We start from the raw sequence: 26,304 nt of genomic DNA, 5'->3' as shown, positions 1-26,304 counted from the left end.
CCATGGATGGCCGATGGCGGCGGGCCCACGGAGCAGGACCGGAGCGAGGGAACCCTGAGCCTAAGCGAAGGGCCGTACGCCAGGGGCAAGAGCCCTTGGTTACTTGGGGCTCTTCCAAGTGACTCGCTGTAAAAGCGAAACCATAAGCGGCCGTTACCGCAGCAACGGATATGCACGCAACCGCAACCGCAACCGCAACGCTAAAAAACAAACCGCAGATCAGTTAGCCACCCGAACCCCCGCCATGCTCCCGCTCGAATCATAAGCCGCCAACTCCACCTGATGCGCCGCCAGAATCTCCGGCAACGACCCCCGCAAATACTCAACCCACGTCTTGATCTTCGCATCCAGATACTGCCGCGAAGGATAGATCGCATACAGATTCAGCTCCTGCGACCGGTACTTCGGCATCATCCGCACCAACGAACCGTTACGCAGACCCTCGATTGCCGCATACACCGGCAACACACCCACGCCCATGCCACTGGTAATCGCGGTTTTCATCGCGTCGGCGGAGTTCACCAAAAACGGCGAGCTATTAATGGTGACCATTTCCTGGCCTTCCGGGCCGTCGAAGGTCCATTTCTCCAGCGGAATCACCGGGCTCACCAGGCGCAGGCAGGCATGGTTCAACAGTTCGCTCGGCTTCTGCGCGCAGCCATTGGCTTTCACATAGGCCGGGGAGGCGCACACGATGCTGTAGGTGATGCCCAATCGCTGCGAGACAAAACCGGAGTCCGGCAATTCGCTCGCGAGGACGATGGACACGTCGTAGCCCTCGTCGAGCAAGTCCGGCACGCGGTTGGCCATGGTCAGGTCGAAGGTCACGTCCGGGTGGGTCTTGCGATATCGGGCGATGGCGTCGATCACGAAGTGCTGACCGATACCGGTCATGGTGTGCACCTTGAGTTGCCCGGCCGGGCGCGCGTGGGCGTCGCTGGCCTCGGCTTCGGCTTCTTCGACGTAGGACAGGATCTGCTCGCAACGCAGCAAATAGCGTTTGCCGGCCTCGGTCAGGGCGATGCGTCGGGTCGTTCGGTTGAGCAAGCGGGTTTGCAGGTGGGCTTCCAGATTGGAGACCGCGCGCGAGACGTTGGCCGTGGTGGTATCGAGTTGCACGGCGGCGGCGGTGAAACTGCCGGCCTCGGCCACGTAACTGAAGGCGCGCATGTTTTGCAAAGTGTCCATGGGGTGCTCTCGGGTGCGGTGGCAAATTGTGACACAACGTTTCGGAGTCTGAGACCCCCGACCAAGGGATTATCGCGTGAACGGTAACAAAGATTCACAAGAATCCCGGCTTATCGCCAACCAGGCTCCCCCCTAGAATTGTCTCGGTCCGTTGTAGGAGCGAGCTTGCTCGCGAAAAACTCGAGAACAATGCGTTTTTTCAGAAGAACGCGTAATCGTTGACGTTCTTCGCGAGCAAGCTCGCTCCTACAAAGAGCTCCGTGCCTCCCCCTATTTCAGGAATTTGCAGCAGTGCCGCGTCGCATCAGCAGAGCGCTTCAGCCGCTCAGTGTTCTCGCTTTAACCCTTGCAATCAGCGGCTGCATCGGCACCGGAGGTATTGCCCCGCAGGGCAAGGCACTGGAGGTCAATTCACTGGCCACCGACGAAGCTATCCAGAGCGCCGCTCAGGATGCGCACTGGCCCACCGCCCAATGGTGGCGGGCGTATGGCGACCCGCAACTGGACCGCTGGATCGACCTCGCCGTGCAGGGCAGCCCGACCATGGCGATGGCGACAGCCCGCGTGCGTCAGGCCAAATCCATGGCCGGTATCGCCGAGTCCGCCGAGTCGCTGCAAATCAACGGCGAATCCACCCTCAAGCGCCACAACTGGCCCACCGATCAGTTCTACGGCCCGGGCGAACTGGCCAACACCACGACCTGGGACAACAACGCTGCGCTGGGCTTCAGCTATGCCCTCGATTTGTGGGGTCGCGAAAGCAATGCCACCGAGCGCGCCGTGGACATGGCGCACATGACCGCTGCCGAAGCGCGCCTGGCCCAGCTCGAATTGCAGAACAATATCGTGCGTGCCTACATCGAACTGTCGTTGCACTACGCCCAGCGGGATATCGTCGAGGCGACGCTGAAACAGCAGCAGCAGATTCTCGACCTCGCACAAAAACGCCTGAGTGGCGGCATCGGTACTCATTTCGAAGTCAGCCAGGCGGAAACGCCGCTGCCGGAAACCCATCGCCAGATCGACGCGCTGGATGAAGAAATTGCCCTCAGCCGCAATCAACTCGCGGCCCTCGCCGGCAAAGGCCCGGGCGACGGCGCGCAGTTGCAACGGCCGACGCTGGCGTTGGGCGCCGCGCTGAAACTGCCGTCGTCCTTGCCCGCGCAATTGCTCGGGCAGCGCCCGGACGTGGTTGCCAGTCGCTGGCAAGTGGCGGCCCAGGCCCGTGGCATTGATGTCGCTCACGCCGGTTTTTATCCCAACGTCGACCTGGTCGGCAGCCTCGGCTACATGGCCACGGGCGGCGGGGCGCTGGAGTTTTTGACCGGCAAGAAACTCAACTACAGCGTGGGTCCGGCGATTTCGTTGCCGATCTTTGACGGCGGCCGTTTGCGTTCCGAGCTGGGCGAAGCCTCGGCCGGTTATGACATCGCCGTGGCCAAGTACAACCAGACGCTGGTCAATGCGCTGAAAAACATCTCCGATCAGTTGATCCGCCGCGAGTCCATGGACAAGCAACAGACCTTCGCGGCGGAGTCCGTGGCCACGGCGCAGAAGACCTATGACATCGCGATGATCGCTTACCAGCGCGGACTCACCGATTACCTCAACGTGCTCAACGCCCAGACTTTGTTGTTCAAGCAGCAGCAGGTTCAGCAACAGGTTCAGGCGGCGCGCCTCAGTGCCCACGCCGAACTGGTCACGGCACTCGGCGGTGGCCTCGGTGCTGGCAACGATGTGCCGAAGGACAGCCAGACCGCTGCCCCGAAAACCCCGATTCTTTTACGTTGAACACAACTCCTGTGGGAGCGAGCCTGCTCGCGATGAGGCCGGCACATTCAACATTGATGTCGACTGATACCCCGCTATCGCCAGCAGGCTGGCTCCCACAGGTCCTGAGTCTGGATTCAATTTTGTTGAGCAGGATTTCATGACGACCTTGCCCGCACCCTTGCGCTGGCTGTACTCCCTTGAATGGCGCCGGGGTTTCTTCGACTGGGCGCGCAGTGACGGCGTGACCTGGGTCTACATTTTCAAAGTGCTGATCGCCGCGTTCCTGACCCTGTGGCTGGCCATGCGCCTGGAATTGCCGCAGCCGCGCACGGCGATGATCACCGTGTTCATCGTCATGCAGCCGCAAAGCGGTCAGGTGTTCGCCAAAAGTTTCTACCGCTTTCTCGGAACGCTGACCGGCTCGGCGGTGATGGTCGCGCTGATTGCCCTGTTCGCGCAGAACACTGAACTGTTCCTCGGTTCACTGGCGATCTGGGTGGGCATCTGTACCGCCGGCGCGGCGCGTTACCGCAACTTCCGCGCCTACGGTTTTGTCCTCGCCGGCTACACCGCAGCGATGGTCGGCTTGCCTGCGCTGGCGCACCCGGACGGCGCGTTCATGGCGGCGGTGTGGCGGGTGCTGGAAATCTCCCTGGGGATTCTCTGCTCGACGCTGGTCAGCGCCGCGATCCTGCCGCAAACCGCAAGTGCGGCCATGCGCAACGCCTTGTATCAGCGCTTTGGGGTGTTCGCCCTGTTTGTCACCGATGGCTTGCGCGGTCGCAGCAAGCGGGACGCTTTTGAAGCCAGCAACGTGCGTTTCATCGCCGAAGCGGTCGGGCTGGAAGGCCTGCGCAGCGTCACCGTTTTCGAAGACCCGCACATGCGTCGCCGAAACGGCCGGCTCAGTCGTTTGAACAGTGAGTTCATGGGCATCACCACCCGGTTCAACGCCTTGCACCAGTTGCTCGAACGCTTGCGCAGCAGCGGCATCGATCATGTGGTCGCGGCGATCAAACCGGGGCTGCAAGACCTCGCCGAAGTGCTCGACGGTTTCAGTGGCCGAGCCCTGACCAGCCCCGACGCCGCGCGCCTGGCCGCAGCGCTGGCGACTTACAAGGACAACTTGCCTGCGCGAGTGCGCAGCCTGCGAGCCGCTTTCCAGGAGAGCAATCCGTGCGACGCCGAGCAGCTGGATTTCCATACGGCCTACGAACTGCTGTATCGCTTTGTCGACGATCTGCACAGCTATGCACAGACCCACGCATCGCTGGCCGACCACAGCCATGAGCGGGAGCAGTGGGACGAACCGTTCACCCCGCAAACCAACTGGATGGCATCGGCTGCCTCGGGGATTCGCGCGGCGTTCATCCTGGTGGTTTTGGGCAGCTATTGGGTCGCGACGGCGTGGCCAAGCGGGGCGACCATGACCCTGATCGCCGCCGCCACCGTGGGCCTTTCGGCTGCCACGCCGAACCCCAAGCGCATGGCTTTCCAGATGGCGTGCGGCACTTTTCTCGGTGCGTTGATCGGCTTCTTCGAGATGTTTTTCGTCTTCCCGTGGATCGACGGATTTCCCTTGCTGTGCGTGATGCTCGCGCCGGTGATAGTGCTTGGTTCTTTCCTCACGTCCCGTCCGCAATACGTGGGTGTCGGCCTCGGCTTGCTGATTTTCTTCAGCACCGGTTCGGTGCCGGACAACCTCACCGTCTACAACCCTTACGGCTTCATCAACGATTACATCGCCATGGTGCTCGGCATGCTGGTGTGCGCCGCAGCGGGAGCGATCATCCTGCCGCCGAACAGCCGCTGGTTGTGGCGCCGCCTGGAGCAGGATCTGCGCAGTCAGGTGGTCTATGCCATCAGCGGCAAGCTCAAGGGCCTGGCGTCGAGTTTTGAAAGTCGCACCCGTGACCTGTTGCACCAGGCTTATGGCCTTGCGGTAGGGCAACCGACAGTACAGCGGGACTTGTTGCGCTGGATGTTCGTGGTGCTGGAAGTCGGTCACGCGATCATCGAGTTGCGCAAGGAGCAGGCGATCCTGCCTGTGCATCCGGCCTACGCTGAATCCCAGCCATGGCGCCAGTCAATCCGCGTGATGGGTCGCTCGCTGGTGCGGCTGTTCCTGAAACCGGGACGGAGCAATCTGGAGCGCGCCCTGATCGCCGTCGACCATGCGATCAGCCGCGTACAAGCCACCGACGAGCCCTTCGCCCCGCACTTCGACACCTCGGCATTGCGTCGGGTGAAGAGCTATCTGCACTTCATTCGCACCTCGTTGCTCGACCCGCAGTCACCGCTCGCCGCTTACGCCAACCCACCGGCTCAAGGACTTGAACATGCCTCGTGAGATCGCCTTCCACGGCGTGTACATGCCGACCATGACCCTGATGTTTTTCATCGCCGCGGCGCTGGCCTGGGCACTTGACCGGTTCCTGTCCGGGTTCGACCTGTACCGTTTTTTCTGGCACCCGGCGCTGCTGCGCCTGAGCCTGTTTACCTGTCTGTTCGGCGCTTTGGCGCTGACTGTCTACCGTTGACTCTCTATTTCTGAAGAAGGCCCTGATGAAAAAGCTTTTCAGCCTGCTCGCGACCTTGTTGGTGCTGGCCCTTGCGATATGGATCGGCCGTACCCTGTGGGTGCATTACATGGACACGCCGTGGACTCGCGACGGCCGGGTGCGCGCCGACATCATCAACGTGGCCGCCGACGTCACCGGGGAAGTGGTCAACGTGCCGGTGCGTGACAATCAACTGGTGAAAAAGGGCGATTTGCTGATGCAGATCGACCCCGAGCACTACCGCATCGCGGTCAAACAGGCGCAATCGCTGGTGGCTTCACGCAAGTCGACCTGGGAAATGCGCAAGGTCAACGCCCATCGCCGCGCGGACATGGACGCGTTGGTGATCTCCAAGGAAAACCGTGACGACGCCAGCAACATCGCCGACTCGGCACTGGCCGATTATCAAAACGCCCAAGCGCAACTCGAGGCGGCCGAACTCAACCTCAAGCGCACCGAAGTCCGCGCAGCGGTGGACGGTTACGTGACCAACCTCAACGTCCATCGCGGCGACTACGCGCGCATCGGCGAAGCGAAAATGGCCGTGGTCGACATGAACTCGTTCTGGGTCTATGGCTTCTTCGAAGAAACCAAACTGCCCCACGTGCGCGTGGGCGACAAGGCTGACATGCAACTGATGAGCGGCGAAGTGCTCAAGGGCCATGTGGAGAGCATTTCCCGCGGGATCTACGACCGGGACAACCCGGAAAGCCGCGAGCTGATCGCCGACGTGAACCCGACCTTCAACTGGGTGCGCCTGGCGCAGCGGGTACCGGTGCGGATTCACATTGATGAAGTGCCGGACGGGGTGCTGTTGGCGGCGGGGATTACCTGCACCGTGGTGGTTAACTAGCCGTTAGACCGAGGTGCCTGCATCGCGAGCAGGCTCGCTCACACATTGACCGAGTTGAACGCAAATCAGGCGAACGACACAAATCCTCTGTGGGAGCGAGCCTGCTCGCGATGGTGTCGACTCGGTCTCAGAGCTGCCCGCGCAACCCGAACCGCTTCATCAACCCCGACTCCAGCAACCCCTTGGGCAGCAACCCCGCCAACAACGGCAACGCCCGACTGCCATTCCCCAGACGAATCAGGCGTGGTGGTTTGTCTTGTTGCACGGCCTTGAGTAACCCGGCAGCGAACTCCCTGGCCGGCGTCGGTTTGTCCTGTGACGCCTTGGCCCGGGCCCGAATGCCTTCGCGCAGCGGAAACCATGGCGATTGCTCCGTGATCAACTGCTCGGCTTCATGGCCGGCATTCTTGGCAAAGCTGGACTCAATCGCGCCTGGCTGCACTTCCATCACCCGCACACCAAACGGCGCCAGCTCCATGCGCAGCGCATCGCTCAACGCATGCACGGCCGCTTTCGAGGCGCAGTAGGCGCCGGCAAACGGCGTGACCAGCACCCCGGAAACGCTGCCGATGTTCACCACCAATCCTTTGGCGCGACGCAGCACCGGGAACAGGGCGCGGGTGACGCCGACCACCGCAAACACATTGGTTTCGAACTGGCGCTGCATCGCCGGCACGCCGCCATCGAGCAGCGGCCCCATGGCGCCGTAACCCGCGTTGTTGATCAACACATCGAGGCCGCCGCGTTCCTGGTTGATCCGCTCGCTCAGCTGTTCGAGTGCAGGGCCGTCGTTGACGTCCAGTTGCACAGCGGTGAACCCGGCGGCGGTCAACAGCGCCACGTCTTCAGCTTTGCGAGCGCTGGCCCAGACTTCGTAGCCGGCCTGTTTGAACACATCGGCCAGGGCGCGGCCAATGCCGCTGGAACAACCGGTAATCAACGCAACGGGCATGGCGCGGTCCTTGTGCAAAAGGGAGAGGGGGATCAGTCGGAGAAACTACCCTGCAATCGCTCGGCGCGAAACTCCAGGGTTTGTGGACGATAACCGGGGCGCAGTGGTGGCAGGGGCAAGCAGTCTTCCCAATTGGCGCCGGCCTGCAATTCGCCCGGGCCGCGGTAGCGGGGGGCGGCGTATTGATTGTCGGCGAGATTGACCGTGTCGCCGGGGGCGTAGGCGGCGACGCGCCAGCGCAGTTCGGTCAGCGGTACGTCGTTGCCGTTGTTCATTTTCAGCTGCAACGGCCGGTCCGCAGGGCAATTTTCCGGCGCATACGTGATGCGCAACTCAAGGCGCGCGAGTTGCTTGATCTCGCGATTGTCCAGCCAGATCACCCAGGTCGCTACCAGCCCCAGGCCAATGGCGGCCGCGACTGAAACCGGCAGGGCCTTGGCGGGATAGCGCAGCAACAGGATGAGCCAGGTGATGACCAGCAGGACACCGATGAACATGACGCGCAACCTCGGGGGATGAGAGGTTCATCCTACCTAAGCGCGGGTGAGGTGGCGATGGGCTTGATGGTTGTGGTGGATGTGCAGGCCTCTTCGCGGGCAAGCCCGCTCCCACAGTGGACCGGAGTGAACACAGAATATATGACCAACTCAAAACCCTGTGGGAGCGGGCTTGCCCGCGAAGAGGCCGGTCGAGGCAACACAAAAAAACAGACCCAAAAAAAGCCCCCACCCAACCCGCTGCGGATGGGGAACGCAGCGGGCCGAGCGGGGGCTTCTTGTATTGCTGAACGCTTACTGCGCGATGGTTTTCACCGACACGCCGCGCTCGATCGGAGTCGACCGGCCGTAGATATCTTCAAACCGCTCGATATCGTCTTCACCCAAATAGCTGCCCGATTGCACTTCGATGATCTCGAGTGAAATCTTGCCTGGGTTGCGGAGGCGGTGGACCGAGGCAATCGGGATGTAGGTCGACTGGTTTTCCGTGAGCAGGAACACGTTCTCGTCGCACGTCACTTCGGCGGTGCCGCTGACCACGATCCAGTGCTCGGCGCGGTGGTGGTGCATTTGCAGCGACAGGCACGCACCCGGCTTGACCGAGATGCGCTTGACCTGGAAGCGGCCGCCCATGTCCACCGAATCGTAGGAGCCCCACGGACGGTAGACTTCACAGTGGTTCTGGGTTTCGCTGCGACCCTGCTCGTTGAGGGTGTTGACCATCTGTTTCACGCCTTGGACCTTGTCCTTGTGCGCGATCATCATGGCGTCCTTGGTTTCGACCACCACGATGTTTTCCAGGCCGATCACCGACACCAGTTTGCCGTTGCCGTGGATCATGCAGTTTTTGCTGTCCTGGATCACCACGTCGCCTTTGGTGACGTTGCCGTTGGCGTCTTTTTCATTCACTTCCCACAGCGACGACCAGCAGCCGACATCGCTCCAGCCGGCGGTCAACGGCACAACGCAGGCGCGCTGGGTTTTTTCCATCACTGAATAGTCGATGGAGTTGTCCGGGCAGCAGGCGAAGGTGGCCGGGTCGACGTCGACCGTGTCGGCATCCTGCTCGCTGCGCTCCAGGGTCAAGACGCAGGTGTCGTAAATGTCCGGATCGTGTTTTTTCAGTTCTTCGAGGAAGCGGCTGGCGCGGAACAGGAACATGCCGCTGTTCCAGAAGTAACCGCCCGATTGGACAAACTCGGTGGCGCGTTTCACGTCCGGTTTTTCAACGAACTGCGAGACACGGCTGACGCCTTCGGGCAGCAGCGAATCGTTGGCCGACTTGATGTAGCCGTAGCCGGTTTCCGGTTTGGTGGCTGGCACGCCGAACAGCACCATTTCGCCATTTTCGGCGGCGACGGTGGCCAGGGCCAGGGCGCGCTGCAGGGCTTTCTGGTCTTCCAGCACGTGGTCGGCCGGCAGTACCAGCATCAACTCGTCGCGGCCTTCATTGACCAGCATCATCGCGGTCAGGGCCACGGCCGGCGCAGTGTTGCGGCCGAACGGTTCCATCAGGATGCGCTGGGTGTCCAGGTTACGGGCGAGCAGTTGCTCGTTGACGATGAAACGGTGTTCCTTGTTGCAGACCACGATCGGGGTGTCCATGCCTTCGAACACCAGGCGCTCCAGGGTTTGCTGGAACAGTGTGTGTTCGCCGGTCAGGGCGAGGAATTGCTTAGGGAATTGCTTACGCGAAAGCGGCCAAAGACGCGAGCCGCTACCACCTGACAAGATCACCGGAATCATGTTGTTACTCCTTGAAATTTGTTTGGTTAGGCTTTTGTGGGAGCTAGCCTGCTAGCGATGGCATCACCTCGGTACATCGACAAAACCGAGGTGCCTGCATCGCCGGCAGGCCGGCTCCCACAGAGAGCCGGGTCAATTCGGGAAAATGTGTTAGCGCGTCGAAACCGGGCGTTTTACCCAGACTGGCGACAGGCTGCTGCCGTTGCCGGTGACGTACAGCACCGCTGCTTCACCGCGTTCCAGGGCCACCGGCTTCACGTCGCCGACTTTGGTGGCGCCGTCGTACAGGGCCAGGCTGACTTTCACCGGGTTGATTTCACGTTCGCCACGGCCCTTGGCTGCCACGGACGGGACGACTTCGGTCTTGCCATCGGCCGTTTTCAGGGTCAGCGCCTTGTCGCTGAGGTTCTGCACGCGAACCAGGGATTTCTGCTTGTTCTTGAAAGGCGGCTCTTCGATCAATTGTGGCGCGCCGCTGGCGTTGTTGACCAGCGTGTAATAGTGGTCACCCGTCAGTTTTACCGGCAGGGTCTGGCTGCCGACCTTGGCGCTGTAGTCACCGCCTGGCATGAAACTGAAGTCGCTGCTGGACAGCGGCGCGACGTCGTTCAGGCTGGTGGTGCCGACGGTGGCGCTGACTTCAGCGTTACCGGCGTTGTAGACCCGTACGAAGCTCGAACCTTTCGGTGCAGTCGGGCCGTAGAGCGCGGCGTCGCCACCGGCGAACGCCTGCATGGACAACACGCTCATGCCGGCAACAAGTGCAAAGGTCTTGGCGAGACGGCGAGGAGTAGTAGTGAAAGTCATGGTAGTACCTCTCTCTTTCAGTTTTGCGCCCGGTCGGGCGTCTCGGATTTAGTGTTTGCGGCTACGTTTTGTTGGCGAGCGCCGGCTTGTTTAAGCTCTGCGACCCACTGCGGGTCGGCGTCACCGATTTCGTTGTTCACAGGCAGATAACGTTCAGGAAACTCCCAGATCAGCACCTGTGGCGGGCTGTTCTTGAAAGCATCACTTTTGAGGTAGCTGAGCATCGGCAGAATCGGGCCATGGCCGTCTTCGGCGTAATTGACCACGTCGCTGTGCAGGGCTTCTTTCAGCGCGCCGACGAAATTCCAGTTCGGGTTGGCGCTGTAGCTGGTGCCGATCAGGGCCACCGGCACTTCAGTGTTGGCGAACAGCGCGTCGTCACCAGCAGGCTGGTCGTCCACGGCCACGGTGTTGCGTTTCTGCAAGGGCTCTTGCGCCGGCATCATGTTTTCAAACAGCGGGTCCAGCGGCAGGAACAAGCGCAGGTCGCCCTTGTGGGTCACTTTTTCCGCCGGCTCGGTGACGAAGCGCTGAGGCTCGCCGCTGAGCGGGGTCTTGTCGGCAATGGTGTTGGCCAGGGTTTCGGCGGCGACTTGCGCGCCCTCCGGCGTCCAGTGAGTGTCGGTGCGCAGGAACACTTGCTGACCGTTCTGCTTGGCTTTTTGCAATGGGGCGAGCAGGTCGGGGGCGAGGATCTTGTCGGCTGCGACGCGGGCATGGAAATCCTGGTAGAGGTTGGCGTGGATGCTCGAAGGCTTCACTTCACCCAAGTGTTCCGGGTAGAGGCGGGTCTTGGCTGGCACGATGGCCATGACCAGTTTCACGCCTTTCTCTTTCAGGGTCTGACGCACGCCTTCGACCAGCGCGTAGTTGCCTTGCAGGTTCAGCTCTTCGTTGACGATCGGGTTGAATTCCTCATCGCTGTACAACCACTGGTCGCGACCGAGCACCACGCCCGGACGGCCTTCGTTGAACAGTTTGAAATCCAGCGCGGCCCAGAGGTTGGTGCCCAGGCGCTTGATCGGGAACTCGGCGTCGTAGTGCGTCTCCACGGCTTTGGTCCAGCGACCGTTGAGCACCGTCGCGTCGGCGTTGGTGTTGAAGCCAAGGAAGCTACGCGTCGACCACAGCCCCAGGACCAGCAAGGTCACCAGGAACAGGGCGATGTAGAACAGACGTAATGAGCGGGTCATGGTCAGATCCCTCAGAACTGGAAGTAAAGGAACGGCGAGAAGCTTTGCGCCGAGAGTTTGAAAATCGAAGCGATGAACAGCAGCAGCACCAGGCCACGCATCACGTAACGCGACCAGTCAGCCGTCCAGTAGGCCGGTTGCACGGTGGCTTCAACGCCCACGGTGTAACCCGGTTGATGGATGCTGGCCGGGTTGTCGCCCGGTACGGCCTTGATCATTCCAGGTGTCGCAGCAGCCGGGCCGTCGGTCTCGACGTTGACCACAGGCTTGGTTTTGACCGGCGGCTGGTTAGTGTAGAAATCACGGATGCCGAAGAACGCCAGCGTCACGTACGCCACCACCAGGGTCGCCACTTGCAGACCGGTGAGGCTGGCCTGGTTAAGTTCCGACAGCGACCACTCGCCGAAGCTGAACATCGCGCCGTACATGCGGGCGGCGACGTGCAGGTTTTCTGCGCGGAAGATCACCCAGCCCATCACCACCAGCAGGAAGGTCAACGCCCAGCGGATCGGGTTGATGCTGCGTGGGGACGTGTTCAGGCCCAGCGCTTTTTCAATCGCCAGCCACATGCCGTGCCACGCACCCCACACGATGTAGGTGATGTTCGCGCCGTGCCACAGACCACCGAGCAGCATGGTCAGGAACAGGTTGCGATAGGTCATCAGCGTGCCTTTGCGGTTACCGCCCAGCGTGATGTACAGGTAGTCACGCAGCCAGGTGGACAGGCTGATGTGCCAGCGGCGCCAGAACTCGGTGATGGACTGGCTGATGTACGGCTGCTTGAAGTTTTCCATGAAGCGGAAACCCATCATCAAGCCCAGGCCGATGGCCATGTCGCTGTAGCCGGAGAAGTCGAAATACAGTTGCGCGGTGTAGGCGAGGGCGCCGAGCCAGGCATCGCCCGTGGTCGGGTTTTGCAAGGCGAAGCAATGGTCGGCCACCACCGCGAGGGTGTCGGCGATGAAGACCTTCTTGATGAAACCCTGCATGAACCGCGTGCAGCCCTCGGAGAACTTGTCGAGGGTGTGGGTGCGGTTGTTGAACTGATCGGCGAGGTCGCGAAAACGCAACACCGGGCCGGCGATCAGGTGCGGGAAGATCGCGACGAAGGCAGCGAAGTCGATCAGGTTGCGAGTCGCCGGGGTGTCGCCACGGTAGACGTCGATGATGTAGCTGATGGACTCGAAGATGTAGAACGAGATCCCGATCGGCAACAGCACGTGGGTCAGGATGAACGGCGACAGGCCGACCGAGGTCATCATCGCGTTGATGCTGTCGACGCCGAAGTTGGCGTACTTGAAGTAGCCGAGAATGCACAGGTCGACGGCCACGCCAAGCAACAGCCAGCGCTGGGCCGGTTTGGTCCGCACGCCGGCGGCGCCGACTTTGAGGCCGATCCAGTAGTTCCACAGCGTGACGGCCGCGAACAGCGCGAGAAAGTCGACGCGCCACCAGGCATAGAACACGTAGCTGGCGATCAACAGCAGCAAGTTGCGATAGCGTATTCCGCTCAAATAGTACAAGCCGAGAAAGACCGGCAAGAACAGAAACAGGAATACGTTGGATGAAAATACCATCCCGATCTCTCCATGTTTAACCAACAGTCAAGGGCCAACGGCCCCCCCAAACCCCCCACGAAAAACCGGGGGGCTAAACACTCAACACTTGCCTGACACTGGTCCAATGTGGGAGCCAGCCTGCTGGCGATTCAGGCAGCGCGGTGCATCAGTTGAACCGCGTTGATCCCATCGCGAGCAGGCTCGCTCCCACAGGGGATTGGTGTTTGGCTCTAGGAACCTTTGTTGCCTTTTTCATTGGCCGGGTCGTAGACCTTGGTCAGGTCACCCCCGAGGCGGAAGGTCTTGAATGGCTGCATGCCGTGTTTCTTTTCAAGCACCTCCGGCGAGCAGGTGTAGAGGGTGCAGAACGGTTCGAGCCACGCGAATTTCATGTCCTCTTTCAAGTCGGTCATGTCCTGTTCCTTGCCGTTCTTGTTCTCGAAGATGTCGGGGTCTTTAACCCCCGCGAGCACTCGATCACCCAGGCGTTTCAGCGCGCCGTTGTTTTCCTGACGCAAATCCACGCCGTTGACCTGGGCAAAACTGGCGATCATCGCCAGCGGCGGCAAGGCGTAGTTGTGATAGGCGAGGGCGCGTTGTTGACGTTTGAGTTCATTGGGCAGAAAGCCTTGCGCGTCGACCTGATTAGCGCCGACCTTGTATTCCTTCACGGCCCAGTCGAACAGGTCGCGGCGGTTGGTGGCGATGGACGTTGCCATCACCGACCAAGCGGCCCAGTAGGAGTGGTTGTTGGTCTTGTCGAGCGGCAGGTTGTCCCAGTCGCTGACCACCTGATCGGCCATCTTGTTGAACCAGGCCTCAATCAACTGCGACTCTTGCTGATGGTTCGCCAGCGGATGGGAGTCGGAGAACTTCAAGCGAATGTACGAAGACGCCATGCTGCCCAGCGCCCATTTGCGCATCGACTTGCCGGTGTGGTTGAAGTCCTTGGACATCAACGCATCGGCCTTGGCCCACGCGGTCAACCAGTTCAGGGTGCATTCGAGCTGCTCCGGACGACCGTCACGCATGAACTGCATCACGCGCTTGCTGGTGCCGCGTTCCAGTTTGGTGATGTCGGCGGTGCTGTCGCGGAAGGCTTTTTCCGACTGCACGTTCAGGGTCGAACGGGCCTTGTCGGAGCCTTCGTATTTGCTGCGAAATTGCAGCGAGCCGGTGTACGGCGCGGGCATTGCGTCACAGCCTTCGCTGCTGTCGCCGGTCTTGAGTTTTTCAATCGGCGCGAAGTAGCCCTGTGGCGGGCGCAGTGGCGCGGCAGCCTGGGTAGCGCCGGCGAACATCGCCAGCGTCAGCAGCGATGGCGCGATCAGATTTTTCAACGTTCGGTTTCGCATGGCAGACCTCATTGCCCGGCCTGAGCGGTACGTTGCTCAGCGCCTGGGAACACGTTGCGTTTGCAGATTTTCGCTTCGACTTTCTGTGGCGCGGCACCGGCTTCAGGGCCCTGGACTTCGACGGCCAGCAGATTCTGCGAGGCCCAGTCTTCGTCCGTGCGCAACTCGAAGGCGAAACGCCCGTCGGTTTCGGAGGTTTCCGGTTTTTCGATCTTGATGTCCTCGTGGCGACCGTTCATGTACCAGAGGGTGGCTTGCAGGGTTTTCACCGACGGATCGGCGAAACGGATATCAACCTGGTGACTGCTGTTTTGCAGGTTCAGGTTCTTGCTGTTGACCATCAATTCGTTCTTGCCCGGTTTCAACGTGGTGCTGCCGGTCATCTGTGCATCCTTTCCTTCGCAACCGTTGTCCAGCAGCGCCATCATCTGGCGGTAGATGGTTTCCTGGTCGAGGCGGTAGAGCGGCGAGAATTCCCAGATCAGAATCTTCGGCGGCTTGGTCTGGAACTCTTCGCTGCCCAGGTACTGCAGCATCGAACCTTCCAGGCCACCGCCGGGGAACGCCACGTTGAGGATGTCGGCGCCGATGGCCTCTTCGAGGAAACCGGCGAAGTTATAGTTCTTGCCACTGTGGCTGGTGCCGACCAGGGTGATTTCCGGATTGCCGGAATCACCGAACAGGTCGCCATCTGCTGCTTCGCCTTTCGGCTCGGTGGTGAACTGATCCATGTACTGGATCGCGTAGCTGGTGCCACAGAGTTGACCGGCCATGTTGTGCAACGTTCCGGTCTTGCCCATGCGACCCGACCTGTGGCTCTCGAATTCACGTTTCGGAATGTCAGCAAATTCAGGCATTTGCTTGATTTTCGCGCCGACGATTTTCGCCGTGCGTTGGGCGCCATACGGCGTCCAGTGCTGGTCGCCGCGGAAGTAGAAGTCATGGGCGGGCAGGGTGTCGGGCAGCGATTCGTTGGTCAGCGGCGACAGGTCCGGCACCACGTAACCCATGGCGGCGAAACGGCCGAGCATGGTCTTGTAGTTCTTCAGCGCCTTGTCGAAATCGAACTTGGCCTTGTCTTCCGGGTTGAGCTTGTTGCGGTTCACCAGGCCACGGGTGGGTTGGTAAACGACAACGAGCTCCACGCCTTTGCTCTTGAACGCATCGTGCAGTTCTTTCATGCGTTTGTAGCCGGCGGGCGTGGTGTCGAATTCGGTGCGCAAGTCTTCCTGGGTACGGAACAGCCAATCGCCCTGGGCCTGTACCAGAGTGGTGAAGTTCTGCTGGTAACGCGTGGTGTAGTTCTTCGCGTCGTGCGCTTCCGGGCACAGGTTGCAGCACGGTTCGGCGCTGAAGGTGGGTGCCTGGATGTCGTCTGCGCGAGCACCGCTGCTGGCCGCGAGAATGCCGGCGGTCAGGGCCGACAGGCTGAGTAATTTGATCAAGTGTGGGTGCATAAAATTATCCTCAGTCCCGCATTTCGGTCTGGCGTTCGACAGGGTCGATCAGCACGGCTTTCTGCTGGCGCACCAGCAGGTCGAGAATTTCGTCCTGACGCTCGCCCAGAATCCCGCTGAAGCTGATGCCGCTGGATTTGGTCGGGGCGAGCATGGACACGCGATACAGCTCGACGCTCAGCGGCGAGTCGATGGACAGCGGCCCGCTGCCGTTGCCGGCCAGTTCACCGCCGACCACGATCAGCGAAACCTCGGCGTCGAACGGGTCGAGCTTGATGTCGCGGTCGGTGTCGCTCAGGTCCTTGATGTGGCCGTAGACACCGGTTAGGCCGTTGGCCAGGGACAGGTTTTCGTAGAGGCGGATGTTCACGCTGTTACGAATCCGGATGCCGTGGCGACGGTTGCTGATCACCTTGTTGGCGTACAGCAGGTTGTCGGCACTCTCGTAGAGGGTGATGCCGTCGGTGTGGTTCTTGTAGATCTCGTTGTAGGCGATCACGTTGTTCACGCTGTTACGGTCGATCACCAGGCCCGAGAGCTTGTTGTCGTAGCTGCGGTTGTTGAAGATGAAGCTGTCGTTGACCTCACGGGAAATAATGATCCCGTGCTTCTTCTTCGTGCCGTAAACGGTGTTGTCGGCAATGATCAGACCGTGGGAACGGTCGTGCGGGTCGATGCCGTAGACGACGTTGTCTTTGTAGGTGTTGCCCTTGACCACGAAGTCGCGGGTTTCATAGCAGTAGAAGCCGTACCACATGTCCGAGAACTCGGACCCGACGATCCAGCCGGTCGGCTCCGGGCGTTTGAGGACCTTGGCCATGTTCGGCGTGTACTGGGAAATACTCACGCCGTAGGACTTACTGTTGGCGTAGCCGAAACTGGCGATCTTGCTGTTGGCGATGTAGGTTTCGGTGCCACCCCAGGACAGCAGGAACGGACGGAATTCTTTCGGCGAGTTGAACGTCGCCGGGCCGTTGTCCTTCTCGCGCCAGCCGGTGATTTTGGTGTCACGCACGAACAACTGGCCGTCGTTGACCAGGAACGAACCGGCCTCTTGCGACAGGCGCAATTCCTGGGTCTGCTTGTCGATTTCCAGAATGCCGTGGCGACCGACCACGATCGGCAACTTGGCCAGGAACACGCCCGGCGAGGTTTCGCTGAAGTACTGCTTGGGCAGTTTCTTCGCCAGGTCCTTGAGGTTCATGTAGCCGTCGTCGACGAAGATCGCCTGCGGGATGCCGTGCTGGCGCACCACCCATTCGGCCATCTTGTTGTCGCCACCGATGAAGTCCTTCAACGCGTCTTCCTGCATCATCCGGCGCACGCTGATTTTGCCGGCCTTGGTCCGCACGATTTTCGCGGCGATGGCCTCGGCGGTGTAGCCGGAGGTGTCCGGCAAGGTTGGCTTGGCCAGCTCCAGCGGCGCAGTTGGCGCGCTGCTCACGGTATAGGTTTTGGCCTGTTGCAGTTCCTTGGCCAGGGTGACCGGCTTCGCCGCCGGCTCCGCAGTGGCGAAGGCAGCGGAGCTTGCCAGCAGCATCGCGCCGGCCAGCAAGGTCAACGAGCCTCTCTTCGGGCTGTTCATGTCGGGCACTCCCTTCGCGGTTCGCATCAGAAGCGCCAGATCACGTCGATGAACGCGCGGTGCATGTACGAGTCGACGCCTTTGCCGTAGGCATCGCCGGGCTTGAACACACCGCCACGCAAACGCACCAGGGCCGATGGTTCATCAATCGACTGGCTCAGGGACGCGGGCAGCAAGCCTTGCTTGAAGTACTTGGTGACGACCACGTCCATTTCCTGGCCGAGGTCTTTGTTGCCGTCTTCCAGCGGCAGGGACGTGCTGGAGAGAATCGCGCCCGTGGCGTCGTCGGTGTTGTTCTCGACGGCGTTGATGCCATTGCTGCCGACCGGCTTGTTGCCGTCGACGCGCCAGAACTTGTGGTAGATCAGACTGGCGTCGTATTCGTCGTTGAGCATCCACGAACCGAACAGGGTCGCGGTTTGCATGTTTTGCATTTCGCCACGGAAGGCTTCGCCGAAACGGTGAACCCGCGAGCGGGTACCGGTGTAGTTCGAGCGGTTGCTTTCCAGGCCATTCTGTTCGTATTCGGCGCTGGCGCGGGCATAGGCTGCGCCGACTTGCCATTGCGGATCGAGGCGCAGGCGCACGCCCAGGTCGGTGGCCCAGCCATCGATGTTGCCGCTGGACTTGGCTTGTGCCGGCGCGGTGCCGTCGGCGTTCAGCGGGTTGACCTTGTCGCGGTCGCCGCTCATGCCGGTGACGCTGCCCCAGTAATTGACGGTGTTGGTGTTGCGCCAGTTATAGGCGTCACTGTCGGCGGTGAGGCCGATCCAGCTGATGTCGCCATTCTCTTTCTTGTCCAGCGTATCGGCGGCCACACCCGGTTGTGCGTAGTCGAGCTTGCCGTCGTCGTGGGTGTGATGACCGCGAATGCCGACCCAGTTGCCCGGTGTCCACTGATACGCCGCATCGGCGTAGGCGTGCAGGCGATCCTTGTCTTTCGGCGCCAGTTCGGTCAGGTCGGTGCGGTATTCGCTGAAGCGTTCGGCAACGCCGACGTTGGCCCGCAACAGGGTGGTGTCGAAGGTCCAGTTCAGGGCTTCGATGTTGGTGTCGCGCCATTGGCCGTCGTCATTGCGCAGGCGCTGGCGGCCGAGCTTGAGGATCTCGCCCGGGTACGGCGTCAGGCCGCTGTAGCCGACCCAGAACTCGCGCATCGCCAGGTAGTTTTTCTTGGTCTTGCGATCACCGCTGTCGGTGGTCTGAGTACCAGCGCTGTCGGACTGCTGCAGGGTGTCCGTCTCGACGATGTCGGTGGCGGTCACGGCCTGGCCCATGGCGTAAGCGCTCCACGCGCCGCTCTCGCCGTAGATCCACGGACGCAGGTCAAGGCCCACGCCGTTGACGTCGCCGCCGCTTTGCGTACCCAGGTCCGTGTCGTCTTCGGACTGGGCGGTGACTTTCACATCGAGACCGTAGTTCTTGGTGTCGGTCAGTGCTGCCAGGGTCGGGCACGACCACAACAGGGCGAATGTCAGGCCAATACCGGCCTGTACAAATGGATTCAACTTCATAGGGATTCCTCGCCGTCTTCTTCTTGCAGGGCGTGCAGTTCCAGCGTGTTCTGGCTCGAGGCGCCGCGAACGGCCTGTTCTTGTTTCAACAGGCGTTGGGCCTCGGCGAGCTGGGCAGGCGGCAGTTGGGCTTCGAGTGTTTGCGCAAGCTCGGTGGCTTGCGGGGTGTCCTGGGCCTTGGCCAATTGGCTGAAGACATAAGCGTTAAGCGGGTTGGGCTTGGTGCCCTTGCCTTGGGAAAACAGTTGGGCGATGGCGAAGTCGGCGCTGTTCTGGCCGTTACGCGCCGCCTTGAGCAGGTGGTCCAGGGCTTTCTGCGAATAGACTTTGCCCAGGTAACCGCGACGGTAGATCTGGCCGAGGTAGTAATCGGCGGCCACTTCCTTGTCGACGGCTTTCTGGAAGTGCGCTTCGGCGACTTTCGCGTCAGCCGGGACCCACTTGCCTTCGTAGTAGAGCTTGCCGAGCAACAGTTCGGCGCGCGGCTGGTCGGCGGCGCGGCCGTTGTCCAGGTACTTCATCATCGTGTCGACGTCGCCGAGTTCCGGGAAGTCGTAGAGCAGTTGCGCCAGGCTGACCCAGGACGCCGGGTAGCCGGGAGCGATGTCTTCGAGCAGCGATTGCGCGGTTTTCTCGTCGGTCTTGCCCAGGGTTGCATCGCCCAGTACGCGTGCAACGCTGTCCACGCGTTGCGCGGAAACGGTGCCACGGGCGTGAGCCGCTTGCAGTTGCTTGATCAGCTCGGCCTGTTTTTCTGGCTGGGCTTTTTTCTGGTAGACCGTGGCCAGCTCGACATAGCAGATGTCGGTGGTGTTCAACGCGGCCTTGCAGATGCTTTCGACTTCATCCAGGTGCTGGTCGTACGTACCTTGGGTGCGATAGAGCAGCACCTGGGCCAGGCCCGCTTCCGGCTTGCCTTCGGCGCGCCATGTGCTGATCTGCTGCTGAGCGTTGACGTTCGGGAAACTGTGCGGGTATTGCAGGTACAGCATGGCCAGCGGTATCAGGGTGTTGCCTTCACCGGCGACGGAAGCTTTCTTCAACAGGCCTTCGGCTTCGTGCTGTTCGGCTTCGGTGGAACCGGGTTTGGCCACCAGCAAGCGACCCAGACGAGCCTGGGCCCGTGGCGAAACGCTGGCCGCCGCGCGGTAAGTCGCTTCGGCCTGCTTGATCTGCGCCGGGTCGCGGCTGTCGACCTGGATATCGGCCAGGCCTACTTGGGCCTCGCTGTAACCCAGGTCTGCCAGTTGCTGGTAATTCTGCGCCGCGAGCGCGGTGTCGCCGCGCTTGAGGGCTTCATTGGCCAGGCGCTGGTCGGGCAGGCCGGCGCAACCGGCCAGACTGACTGCCAATGCCAAGGCACACACTGTTCCAATGTGGGAGCCAGCCTGCTGGCGATTCAGGCAGCGCGGTGCATCAGTCGAACCGCGTTGATCCCATCGCGAGCAGGCTCGCTCCCACAGGGTCTGCGGTGTGTTCAAGGTAGGAGTCGTCACAGGCATGTCCTCGACTTAAAGACCGGAAGCCATGGCTTTGTCGATCAGCCAGTTCAGGTTCGGGCCACGGTCGCTGTTCACTTCAACCGGGCGACCGGCGAACTTGCTGTCCAGTGGCTCGTCCGGCTGGATCAGCACGCGGATGTCGGAGGACAAGTCAGCGCTTTTCAGGCTGGTGCTGCTGACGATTTTGCCGGTGCGGGATTTGTCTTCGCCGGCAATCTGGAAGCGCACCGGGCTGCCTGGCAGCACGTCGCCGAACTGGCGATAGGAGAAGCGCGCTTCGACGTTGGCTTCACTGTTGCGCGGCACCAGCTGGAAGATCACGTCGCCCTTGCTGGCGTACTGACCGTCGGCGACCATTTGTTGCGCCACGGTGCAATCGCACGGCGAAGTCAGGGTGCCGGTCATTTGCTTGCCGAACAGTTCTTCAACCTTGGCCGGTTGCAGTTGGTCTTCGTCCAGATGGCCCTTGAGTACGTCGAGCATGCTGGTGCTGAAGGTCGCCAGCGGGGCGCCTTTGGCGGCAACGCCGTCGGCTTTGATCAGGCTCTGCACGGTGCCGTCACGCGGCATGGTGATGTTCATGCCCGGCACGCTGACCAGACCGGCCTGGGCGTGGCTGACGAAGTACATGCCGTACACCGATTTGAAAATGAAACCGAACGCCGCCAGGCCGACGAGGAAAATCGCCAGGCTGAATGTCACGGCGCGCAGGCGACCGAACGGGGTCATGCCATGGCCGCCGTCCTTGACCTTGCGCGCCTTGGTGAAGTTGTCGCGTTGCAGCGTTGCCAGCACTTCACCCATGCTGACGATGTCGCCGGCCAGGTGCGAAGTGATCAGGTGGCGCAGGGTCGAGATATCCTGCGGTTCCAGGTTCTGGAACTGGCAACCGGCACGGCCGGTCTGGCGGTCGAAGGAGCGCACTTGCAGCTCCACGTCCATGGCCAGGCCGAGGTTATCGATGACGAATTGCAGACGAGCCTTGTGCACGTCGCCGATCTTCAGCGGCAGCTGGCCGGCGTTGAACGCCAGGCCGCCGGCGGAGAGGTCGATGACCCGGGCTTCAACCGGGGTCCGGTCTGGGCCGAAGAAGCGCAGCTTGGCCGGGATTTTTACCCGGGCGTGCTGGCGCTGGGCTTCAGATTCATGCACTACGTTGGCGTTGACGGCGGTATTCATAGGGGCGATTTCCTGGTTAATTCAATAAGGGGGCGGTCAGACCATCATCAGCAGCACGGCGACAAAAATGCTGCCGGCGGAGAAGGTCATGGTCCGAGACGACCAGGTGTTGAACCAACGTTGAAAGCTGGCGAGATCACGGGTCAGGGAAGTGGGCTGGCGAGTCCAGGACTGTTGGTCGAGGCGGAAGAACACGTAGATCTTCACCAGCGCGCCGACGATCTGGTTGTAATAGAGAATCGCCGGGTAGGCCGGGCCGATCCGGTGACCGGACAACGACAGCAGCACGGTCAGGATCAGGCGGGTGATGCCGATCCACAGCAGGTAAACCAGAATGAACGCGGTGCCGTACTTGAAGCTGGCAATCAGCGCGACGGTCAGGCCGAGCAGCGAGGTCCACATCGAGACGCGCTGGTCGAACAGCACCACCGAAGTGAACAGGCCAAGGCGTTTGATCCCCAGGCCGAGGGCGCGGGAATTCTGGCGCAGGTTGTTGCCGTACCAGCGGAACATCAGTTTGCGACTGGCCTTGATAAAGCTTTTTTCCGGCGGGTGTTCCACGGTGTGGATCGCCGCGTCCGGTACGTAGAACGTGTCGTAACCGAGGCGCATCAGGCTGAACCAGCTCGACTTGTCATCACCGGTCAGGAACTTGAAGCGGCCCAGGCGCCAGTGTTGCAGCGAGTCGCTTTCCACGTCGGCGATGAAGTCCGGGTTGGTGACCACGGACGCGCGAAACACCGACATCCGGCCGGTCATGGTCAGTACGCGCTTGGACAGGGCCATCGAACACATGTTGATGTGACGCTGGGCGAAGCGCAGCTTGTGCCATTCGCTCATGATGTAGCCGCCGCGCACTTCGCAGAACTCGTTGGTGGTCAGGCCGCCGACATTGCCGAACAGCTGGAACCAGGGCACGGTCTTGAGCACGACGCCTTCGGCGAGCACGGTGTCGCCATCGATCACGGCGACCACGGCGCGGTCGTCCGGCAGGTGGCGGGAGATGGCGCGAAAACCGTAGGCCAGGCCATCGCGTTTGCCGGTGCCGGGAATGCGCACGAAGTCGAGCTTGACCCGGTCAGGCGGGTTCATCCGGGCCCAGAGGCTTTTCACCAGCAGCTCATCGGACATTTCCACGATCGAGCAGACCATGGTGGTCGGCAAGCCGCAGTCGATGGCTTCGCGGATCACCGAGCTGTACACCTGCGCGGTGGTCAGCGCATCAATGCGGAAACTGGTGACCATCAGGTAGACATGGGACGGGTCTGCCGCTTTGCCCAGCTTGCGCACTTTGCGCCGCAGGTGCGGGTAGACCACGTACAAAAACAGCATGCCGCGCAGGAAGTGCGTGGCACCCATCGAGTAACGCCAGATCCCGATGAAGCCGATCAGGAAGATGAAATCCTTCGACTCGGAATCGAACGTACTCGCAGGCAACGCCAAGGCGATGCCCATCAGAATACTTAAGTAAAACAGCCAACCGGCGGCCTGAAGTAGGCCGTGCTTTAGCCTGTGCATAATCTGCATCCGTCTCGATCTCGGGCGAGCCTGTGGGGTGGCCCGATGGGGTTAAGGCAGGCGAAAGTCCGGCCGGGGAACAGTCCCCGGCCGGAAAATTGACTTACCAGCAGATGCCTTCGGTGCGGTCGGCCACGCTGGTGGCTTGCGACATGAAACCGACGAGGTCGATCACTTGCTTGCCGTGTGGGGCGTTTTGCGCCAGGGCACGGAATTTTTCGTCGCGGTTGCCGAGGATGATCACGTCGGAGTTGTTGATCACTTCGTCGAAATCGGCGTTGAGCAACGACGATACGTGAGGGATTTTCGACTCGATGTAATCGCGGTTGGCGCCGTGGACACGGGCGTATTCGACGTTGCTGTCGTAGATGCTCAGGTCGTAACCCTTGCCGATCAGCATTTCCGCCAGGTCAACCAGCGGGCTTTCGCGCAGGTCATCGGTACCGGCCTTGAAGCTCAGGCCCAGCAGGGCAACTTTGCGTTTGTCGTGGCTGGAGACGATGTCGAAAGCGTTTTGCACTTGCGATTCGTTACTGCGCATCAGCGAGTTCAGCAACGGTGCCTGGACGTCCAGCGAGCCGGCGCGGAAGGTCAGGGCGCGTACGTCCTTGGGCAGGCAGGAGCCGCCGAACGCGAAACCAGGGCGCATGTAGTACTGGGACAGGTTAAGTGTCTTGTCCTGGCAGACCACTTCCATCACTTCACGACCATCGACGCCCACAGCCTTGGCGATGTTGCCGATCTCGTTGGCGAAGGTCACCTTGGTGGCGTGCCACACGTTGCAGGTGTACTTGATCATCTCGGCGACGGCGATGTCCTTGCGGATGACCGGTGCGTCGAGCTCTTCGTACAGTGCTTGCAGTACGTCGCCAGACGCCTTGTCGAATTCGCCGATGACGGTCATTGGCGGCTGGTCGTAGTCGGCGATCGCGGTGCTTTCACGCAAGAACTCAGGGTTGACCGCAACACCGAAATCGACGCCGGCTTTCTTGCCGGAGCAGTCTTCGAGGATCGGGATCACGACGTTGGCCACGGTGCCCGGCAGAACGGTGCTGCGAACCACGATGGTATGGCGAGTCGCTTTGTCACGCAGGACAAAACCGATTTCGCGGCACACGGCTTCGATGTAGTTCAGTTCCAGGTCGCCGTTCTTCTTGCTGGGCGTACCGACGCAGATCATCGACACGTCGGTGTCGCGAATCGCCTCGGCGAAGTTGGTCGTACCGCGCAGACGGCCGGTCTCGATACCCTGTGCCAGAAGTTCGCCCAGACCAGGTTCAACAATCGGCGATTTGCCGGCGTTGATCATATCGATCTTGTCTTTGGAGATATCGACGCCAACGACGTCATGGCCCCGTGCAGACAGGCAACCGGCACATACTGCACCGACGTAACCCAAACCAAATATGCTGATGCGCATCGCATTTACCTCTGTGATTATCAAGCCATTACATGGCTGGAGTTAATAGTGTTCAGCGGTCAAAGTGCACTCGGAAGTGCGGCTGACAGGCGCCACAATGCCGTGTGCAGGCATACTAAGTTCCGAGTGTCTAAATAAGTGCACTCAAGGTATGCGCAACTAGGCTTTGTTATTGTGAGTTGCCCTGTTATGCAGCTGATCCTCTAGCCAGAGGACTTTTGTGCAAAGGTCTTGCGCGCTCAATGCCAGGCGAAAGGCCCGTAAATCAAGCGGTTGGGTGCTCAAATGAGCACGTTTATAGGGGCGCAGCCTTGGCCGTGTAGGGGATAGCCATCATCCGTTATCTCCTGTCCTTCATGTGTTGCCCAAATCAGGGATTAATCAGCGGAAGTTAATGTGACAACTTCGCTGCGTGAATCTCTTCTCTGCGTAAGTTATCTCGTACAAGCACGGTGATAATCGTTACCGGTGGTATGAGCTACGCATTTGGACATAGTTCCAGCCCGCTCATCACGAATTCTGAAATTTCTTGAAATATTGAAAAAGATGGCACTGCTTTCATATTGATGGCAACGGCTGTTTCACCCTTGATACACAGGGGCGTCGTCGAATTAGATATTCATGTGCCACTACTGAGAAAAATTTTCAGTGCCACTACTGAAAAAAATCATCGAAGTCGAGTGAAACTAAAGTTAGAAATATGGGTGTTGGATTTTTGACGCCGTAAAAATGGCGAATCAGGAGGGGAATTGTCGGACGATGAGAAGCGGGCGCACGACGAGGCTATTGATGTCGTGCGCCACAAAGGGGCGTTATTCGGGAGCGTGATCGCGCAGGAAGACCAGGTTGTCCTGTTTCGACTGCTCGGCGCTGTAGCGGTAGCCCTGAACGTCGAATTGCTTGAGGGCTTGCGGGTCGTTGATCCGTTCTTCAATGACGAAGCGACTCATCATGCCGCGGGCTTTTTTCGCGTAGAAGCTGATGATTTTGTACTGACCGTTTTTCAGGTCCTTGAAGTCGGTGTTGATGATGCGGGCGTTCAGGGCATTGCGTTTGACCGCCGAGAAATACTCGTTGGAGGCCAGGTTCAGCAGCACGTCATCGCCTTGCTCGGCCAGCGCTTCATTCAACCACTCGCTGATCCGCGTACCCCAGAAGGCATAGAGGTCCTTGCCACGGGCATTCGCCAGTTTGGTGCCCATTTCCAGTCGATACGGCTGCATCAGGTCCAGTGGCCGCAGCAGGCCGTACAGGCCGGACAACATGCGAAGGTGCTGCTGGGCGTAATCGAAATCGGCTTCGCTGAAGGTTTGTGCATTCAGGCCGGTGTAAACGTCGCCTTTGAACGCGAGCAAGGCCTGCTTGGCGTTTTCCGGGGTGAACGCAGGCGTCCAGCTGCCGAAGCGCGCGGCGTTGAGCCCGCCGATCTTGTCGGAGACGTGCATCAATTCACTGATTTGCGCCGGGGTCAGGTCGCGCAGCTGCATGATCAATTCCTGGGAATGATCGAGGTATTGCGGCTGGGTAAAGCGCTGGGTCGCCGGCGGTGTTTCGTAATCGAGGGTCTTGGCGGGGGAAATCACCATCAGCATGAAGTCGTCTCCTTTAATCGTGGGGGCGATTCTAGGGGGTAGGCCGTTTTGAC

20 protein-coding genes are annotated in these 26,304 nt (G+C 60.6%); 4 read left to right on the top strand and 16 right to left on the bottom strand.

The features are described 5' to 3' along the window. Positions 1-219 precede the first annotated feature (219 nt). On the bottom strand, positions 220-1,188 hold the full coding sequence (locus EJA72_RS05795) for a LysR family transcriptional regulator (protein ID WP_157710548.1): 969 nt from the start codon (positions 1,186-1,188) through the stop codon (positions 220-222). 291 nt (positions 1,189-1,479) lie between these two features. Here EJA72_RS05795 and EJA72_RS05790 point away from each other — a divergent pair, with 291 nt between their 5' ends. The 4 genes from EJA72_RS05790 to EJA72_RS05775 all read left to right on the top strand — a co-directional run bounded on the left by EJA72_RS05790 (position 1,480) and on the right by EJA72_RS05775 (position 6,375). Further along, entirely contained in the window at positions 1,480-2,979 is a 1,500-nt protein-coding gene (locus EJA72_RS05790; protein ID WP_178129079.1) for an efflux transporter outer membrane subunit, read from the top strand. Positions 2,980-3,118: 139 nt separating this feature from the next. Beyond that, on the top strand, positions 3,119-5,311 hold the full coding sequence (locus tag EJA72_RS05785) for an FUSC family protein (RefSeq protein WP_157710547.1): 2,193 nt from the start codon (positions 3,119-3,121) through the stop codon (positions 5,309-5,311). Continuing rightward, positions 5,301-5,501, top strand: a complete 201-nt coding sequence (locus EJA72_RS05780) for a DUF1656 domain-containing protein (RefSeq protein ID WP_007896379.1) — start codon at positions 5,301-5,303, stop codon at positions 5,499-5,501. Before EJA72_RS05785 ends, EJA72_RS05780 begins: the two co-directional genes overlap by 11 nt. 25 nt (positions 5,502-5,526) lie before the next feature. Beyond that, positions 5,527-6,375 carry an HlyD family secretion protein gene (locus tag EJA72_RS05775; RefSeq protein ID WP_157710546.1) on the top strand — a complete coding sequence of 283 codons (849 nt, stop codon included), beginning with the start codon at positions 5,527-5,529 and terminating at the stop codon, positions 6,373-6,375. Positions 6,376-6,502: 127 nt separating this feature from the next. On the opposite strand, the gene EJA72_RS05770 is transcribed toward EJA72_RS05775, so the two are convergent. The 15 genes from EJA72_RS05770 to yaaA form a co-directional block, all read right to left on the bottom strand. Next, the gene (locus EJA72_RS05770; protein WP_157710545.1) at positions 6,503-7,327 is read right to left on the bottom strand and encodes an SDR family oxidoreductase; all 825 of its coding nucleotides are present in this window, start codon (positions 7,325-7,327) and stop codon (positions 6,503-6,505) included. A gap of 32 nt (positions 7,328-7,359) precedes the next feature. Next, complete coding sequence (locus tag EJA72_RS05765) at positions 7,360-7,824, bottom strand: multidrug transporter (protein ID WP_157710544.1); 465 nt, start codon at positions 7,822-7,824, stop codon at positions 7,360-7,362. Positions 7,825-8,118: 294 nt separating this feature from the next. Continuing rightward, a complete protein-coding gene (locus EJA72_RS05760) occupies positions 8,119-9,570 on the bottom strand; it encodes a mannose-1-phosphate guanylyltransferase/mannose-6-phosphate isomerase (RefSeq protein WP_157710543.1) in 1,452 nt (483 codons plus the stop codon). Positions 9,571-9,720: 150 nt separating this feature from the next. After that, positions 9,721-10,377, bottom strand: a complete 657-nt coding sequence (locus EJA72_RS05755; protein WP_157710542.1) for an alginate O-acetyltransferase AlgF — start codon at positions 10,375-10,377, stop codon at positions 9,721-9,723. 17 nt (positions 10,378-10,394) lie between these two features. Then, a complete protein-coding gene (locus tag EJA72_RS05750) occupies positions 10,395-11,570 on the bottom strand; it encodes an alginate O-acetyltransferase (protein WP_157710541.1) in 1,176 nt (391 codons plus the stop codon). 11 nt (positions 11,571-11,581) lie between these two features. Next, the gene (locus EJA72_RS05745; protein WP_157710540.1) at positions 11,582-13,147 is read right to left on the bottom strand and encodes an MBOAT family protein; all 1,566 of its coding nucleotides are present in this window, start codon (positions 13,145-13,147) and stop codon (positions 11,582-11,584) included. Between the two features lie 212 nt (positions 13,148-13,359). After that, positions 13,360-14,484: a mannuronate-specific alginate lyase gene (locus EJA72_RS05740; RefSeq protein ID WP_157710539.1), complete on the bottom strand. Its 1,125-nt coding sequence runs from the start codon at positions 14,482-14,484 to the stop codon at positions 13,360-13,362. Positions 14,485-14,492: 8 nt separating this feature from the next. Next, positions 14,493-15,941 (bottom strand): alginate O-acetyltransferase, encoded by a 1,449-nt coding sequence (locus EJA72_RS05735; protein ID WP_157710538.1) that lies wholly within the window; start codon positions 15,939-15,941, stop codon positions 14,493-14,495. Between the two features lie 10 nt (positions 15,942-15,951). After that, positions 15,952-17,526, bottom strand: coding sequence for a mannuronan 5-epimerase AlgG (gene algG / locus EJA72_RS05730; protein ID WP_157710537.1), 1,575 nt, complete (start codon positions 17,524-17,526; stop codon positions 15,952-15,954). Positions 17,527-17,552: 26 nt separating this feature from the next. Continuing rightward, on the bottom strand, positions 17,553-19,040 hold the full coding sequence (locus EJA72_RS05725) for an alginate export family protein (RefSeq protein WP_157710536.1): 1,488 nt from the start codon (positions 19,038-19,040) through the stop codon (positions 17,553-17,555). Beyond that, positions 19,037-20,542 carry an alginate biosynthesis TPR repeat lipoprotein AlgK gene (gene algK, locus EJA72_RS05720; protein ID WP_157710535.1) on the bottom strand — a complete coding sequence of 502 codons (1,506 nt, stop codon included), beginning with the start codon at positions 20,540-20,542 and terminating at the stop codon, positions 19,037-19,039. The genes EJA72_RS05725 and algK overlap by 4 nt, the downstream gene beginning before the upstream one ends. 9 nt (positions 20,543-20,551) lie before the next feature. Further along, positions 20,552-21,721, bottom strand: coding sequence for an alginate biosynthesis protein Alg44 (locus tag EJA72_RS05715; RefSeq protein ID WP_157710534.1), 1,170 nt, complete (start codon positions 21,719-21,721; stop codon positions 20,552-20,554). Between the two features lie 36 nt (positions 21,722-21,757). Then, positions 21,758-23,239 (bottom strand): mannuronan synthase, encoded by a 1,482-nt coding sequence (gene alg8, locus EJA72_RS05710; RefSeq protein WP_372240678.1) that lies wholly within the window; start codon positions 23,237-23,239, stop codon positions 21,758-21,760. Positions 23,240-23,342: 103 nt separating this feature from the next. After that, the gene (locus EJA72_RS05705; RefSeq protein ID WP_157710532.1) at positions 23,343-24,659 is read right to left on the bottom strand and encodes a nucleotide sugar dehydrogenase; all 1,317 of its coding nucleotides are present in this window, start codon (positions 24,657-24,659) and stop codon (positions 23,343-23,345) included. Between the two features lie 812 nt (positions 24,660-25,471). Next, complete coding sequence (gene yaaA / locus EJA72_RS05700) at positions 25,472-26,251, bottom strand: peroxide stress protein YaaA (RefSeq protein WP_157710531.1); 780 nt, start codon at positions 26,249-26,251, stop codon at positions 25,472-25,474. Between the last annotated feature and the right edge of the window lie 53 nt (positions 26,252-26,304).

Source organism: Pseudomonas sp. PB120 (assembly GCF_009761815.1).
Classification (GTDB): Bacteria; Pseudomonadota; Gammaproteobacteria; order Pseudomonadales; family Pseudomonadaceae; genus Aquipseudomonas.
The sequence above is the reverse complement of the archived record's forward strand: the minus strand, read 5'-3'. Positions and strand labels throughout refer to the sequence as shown.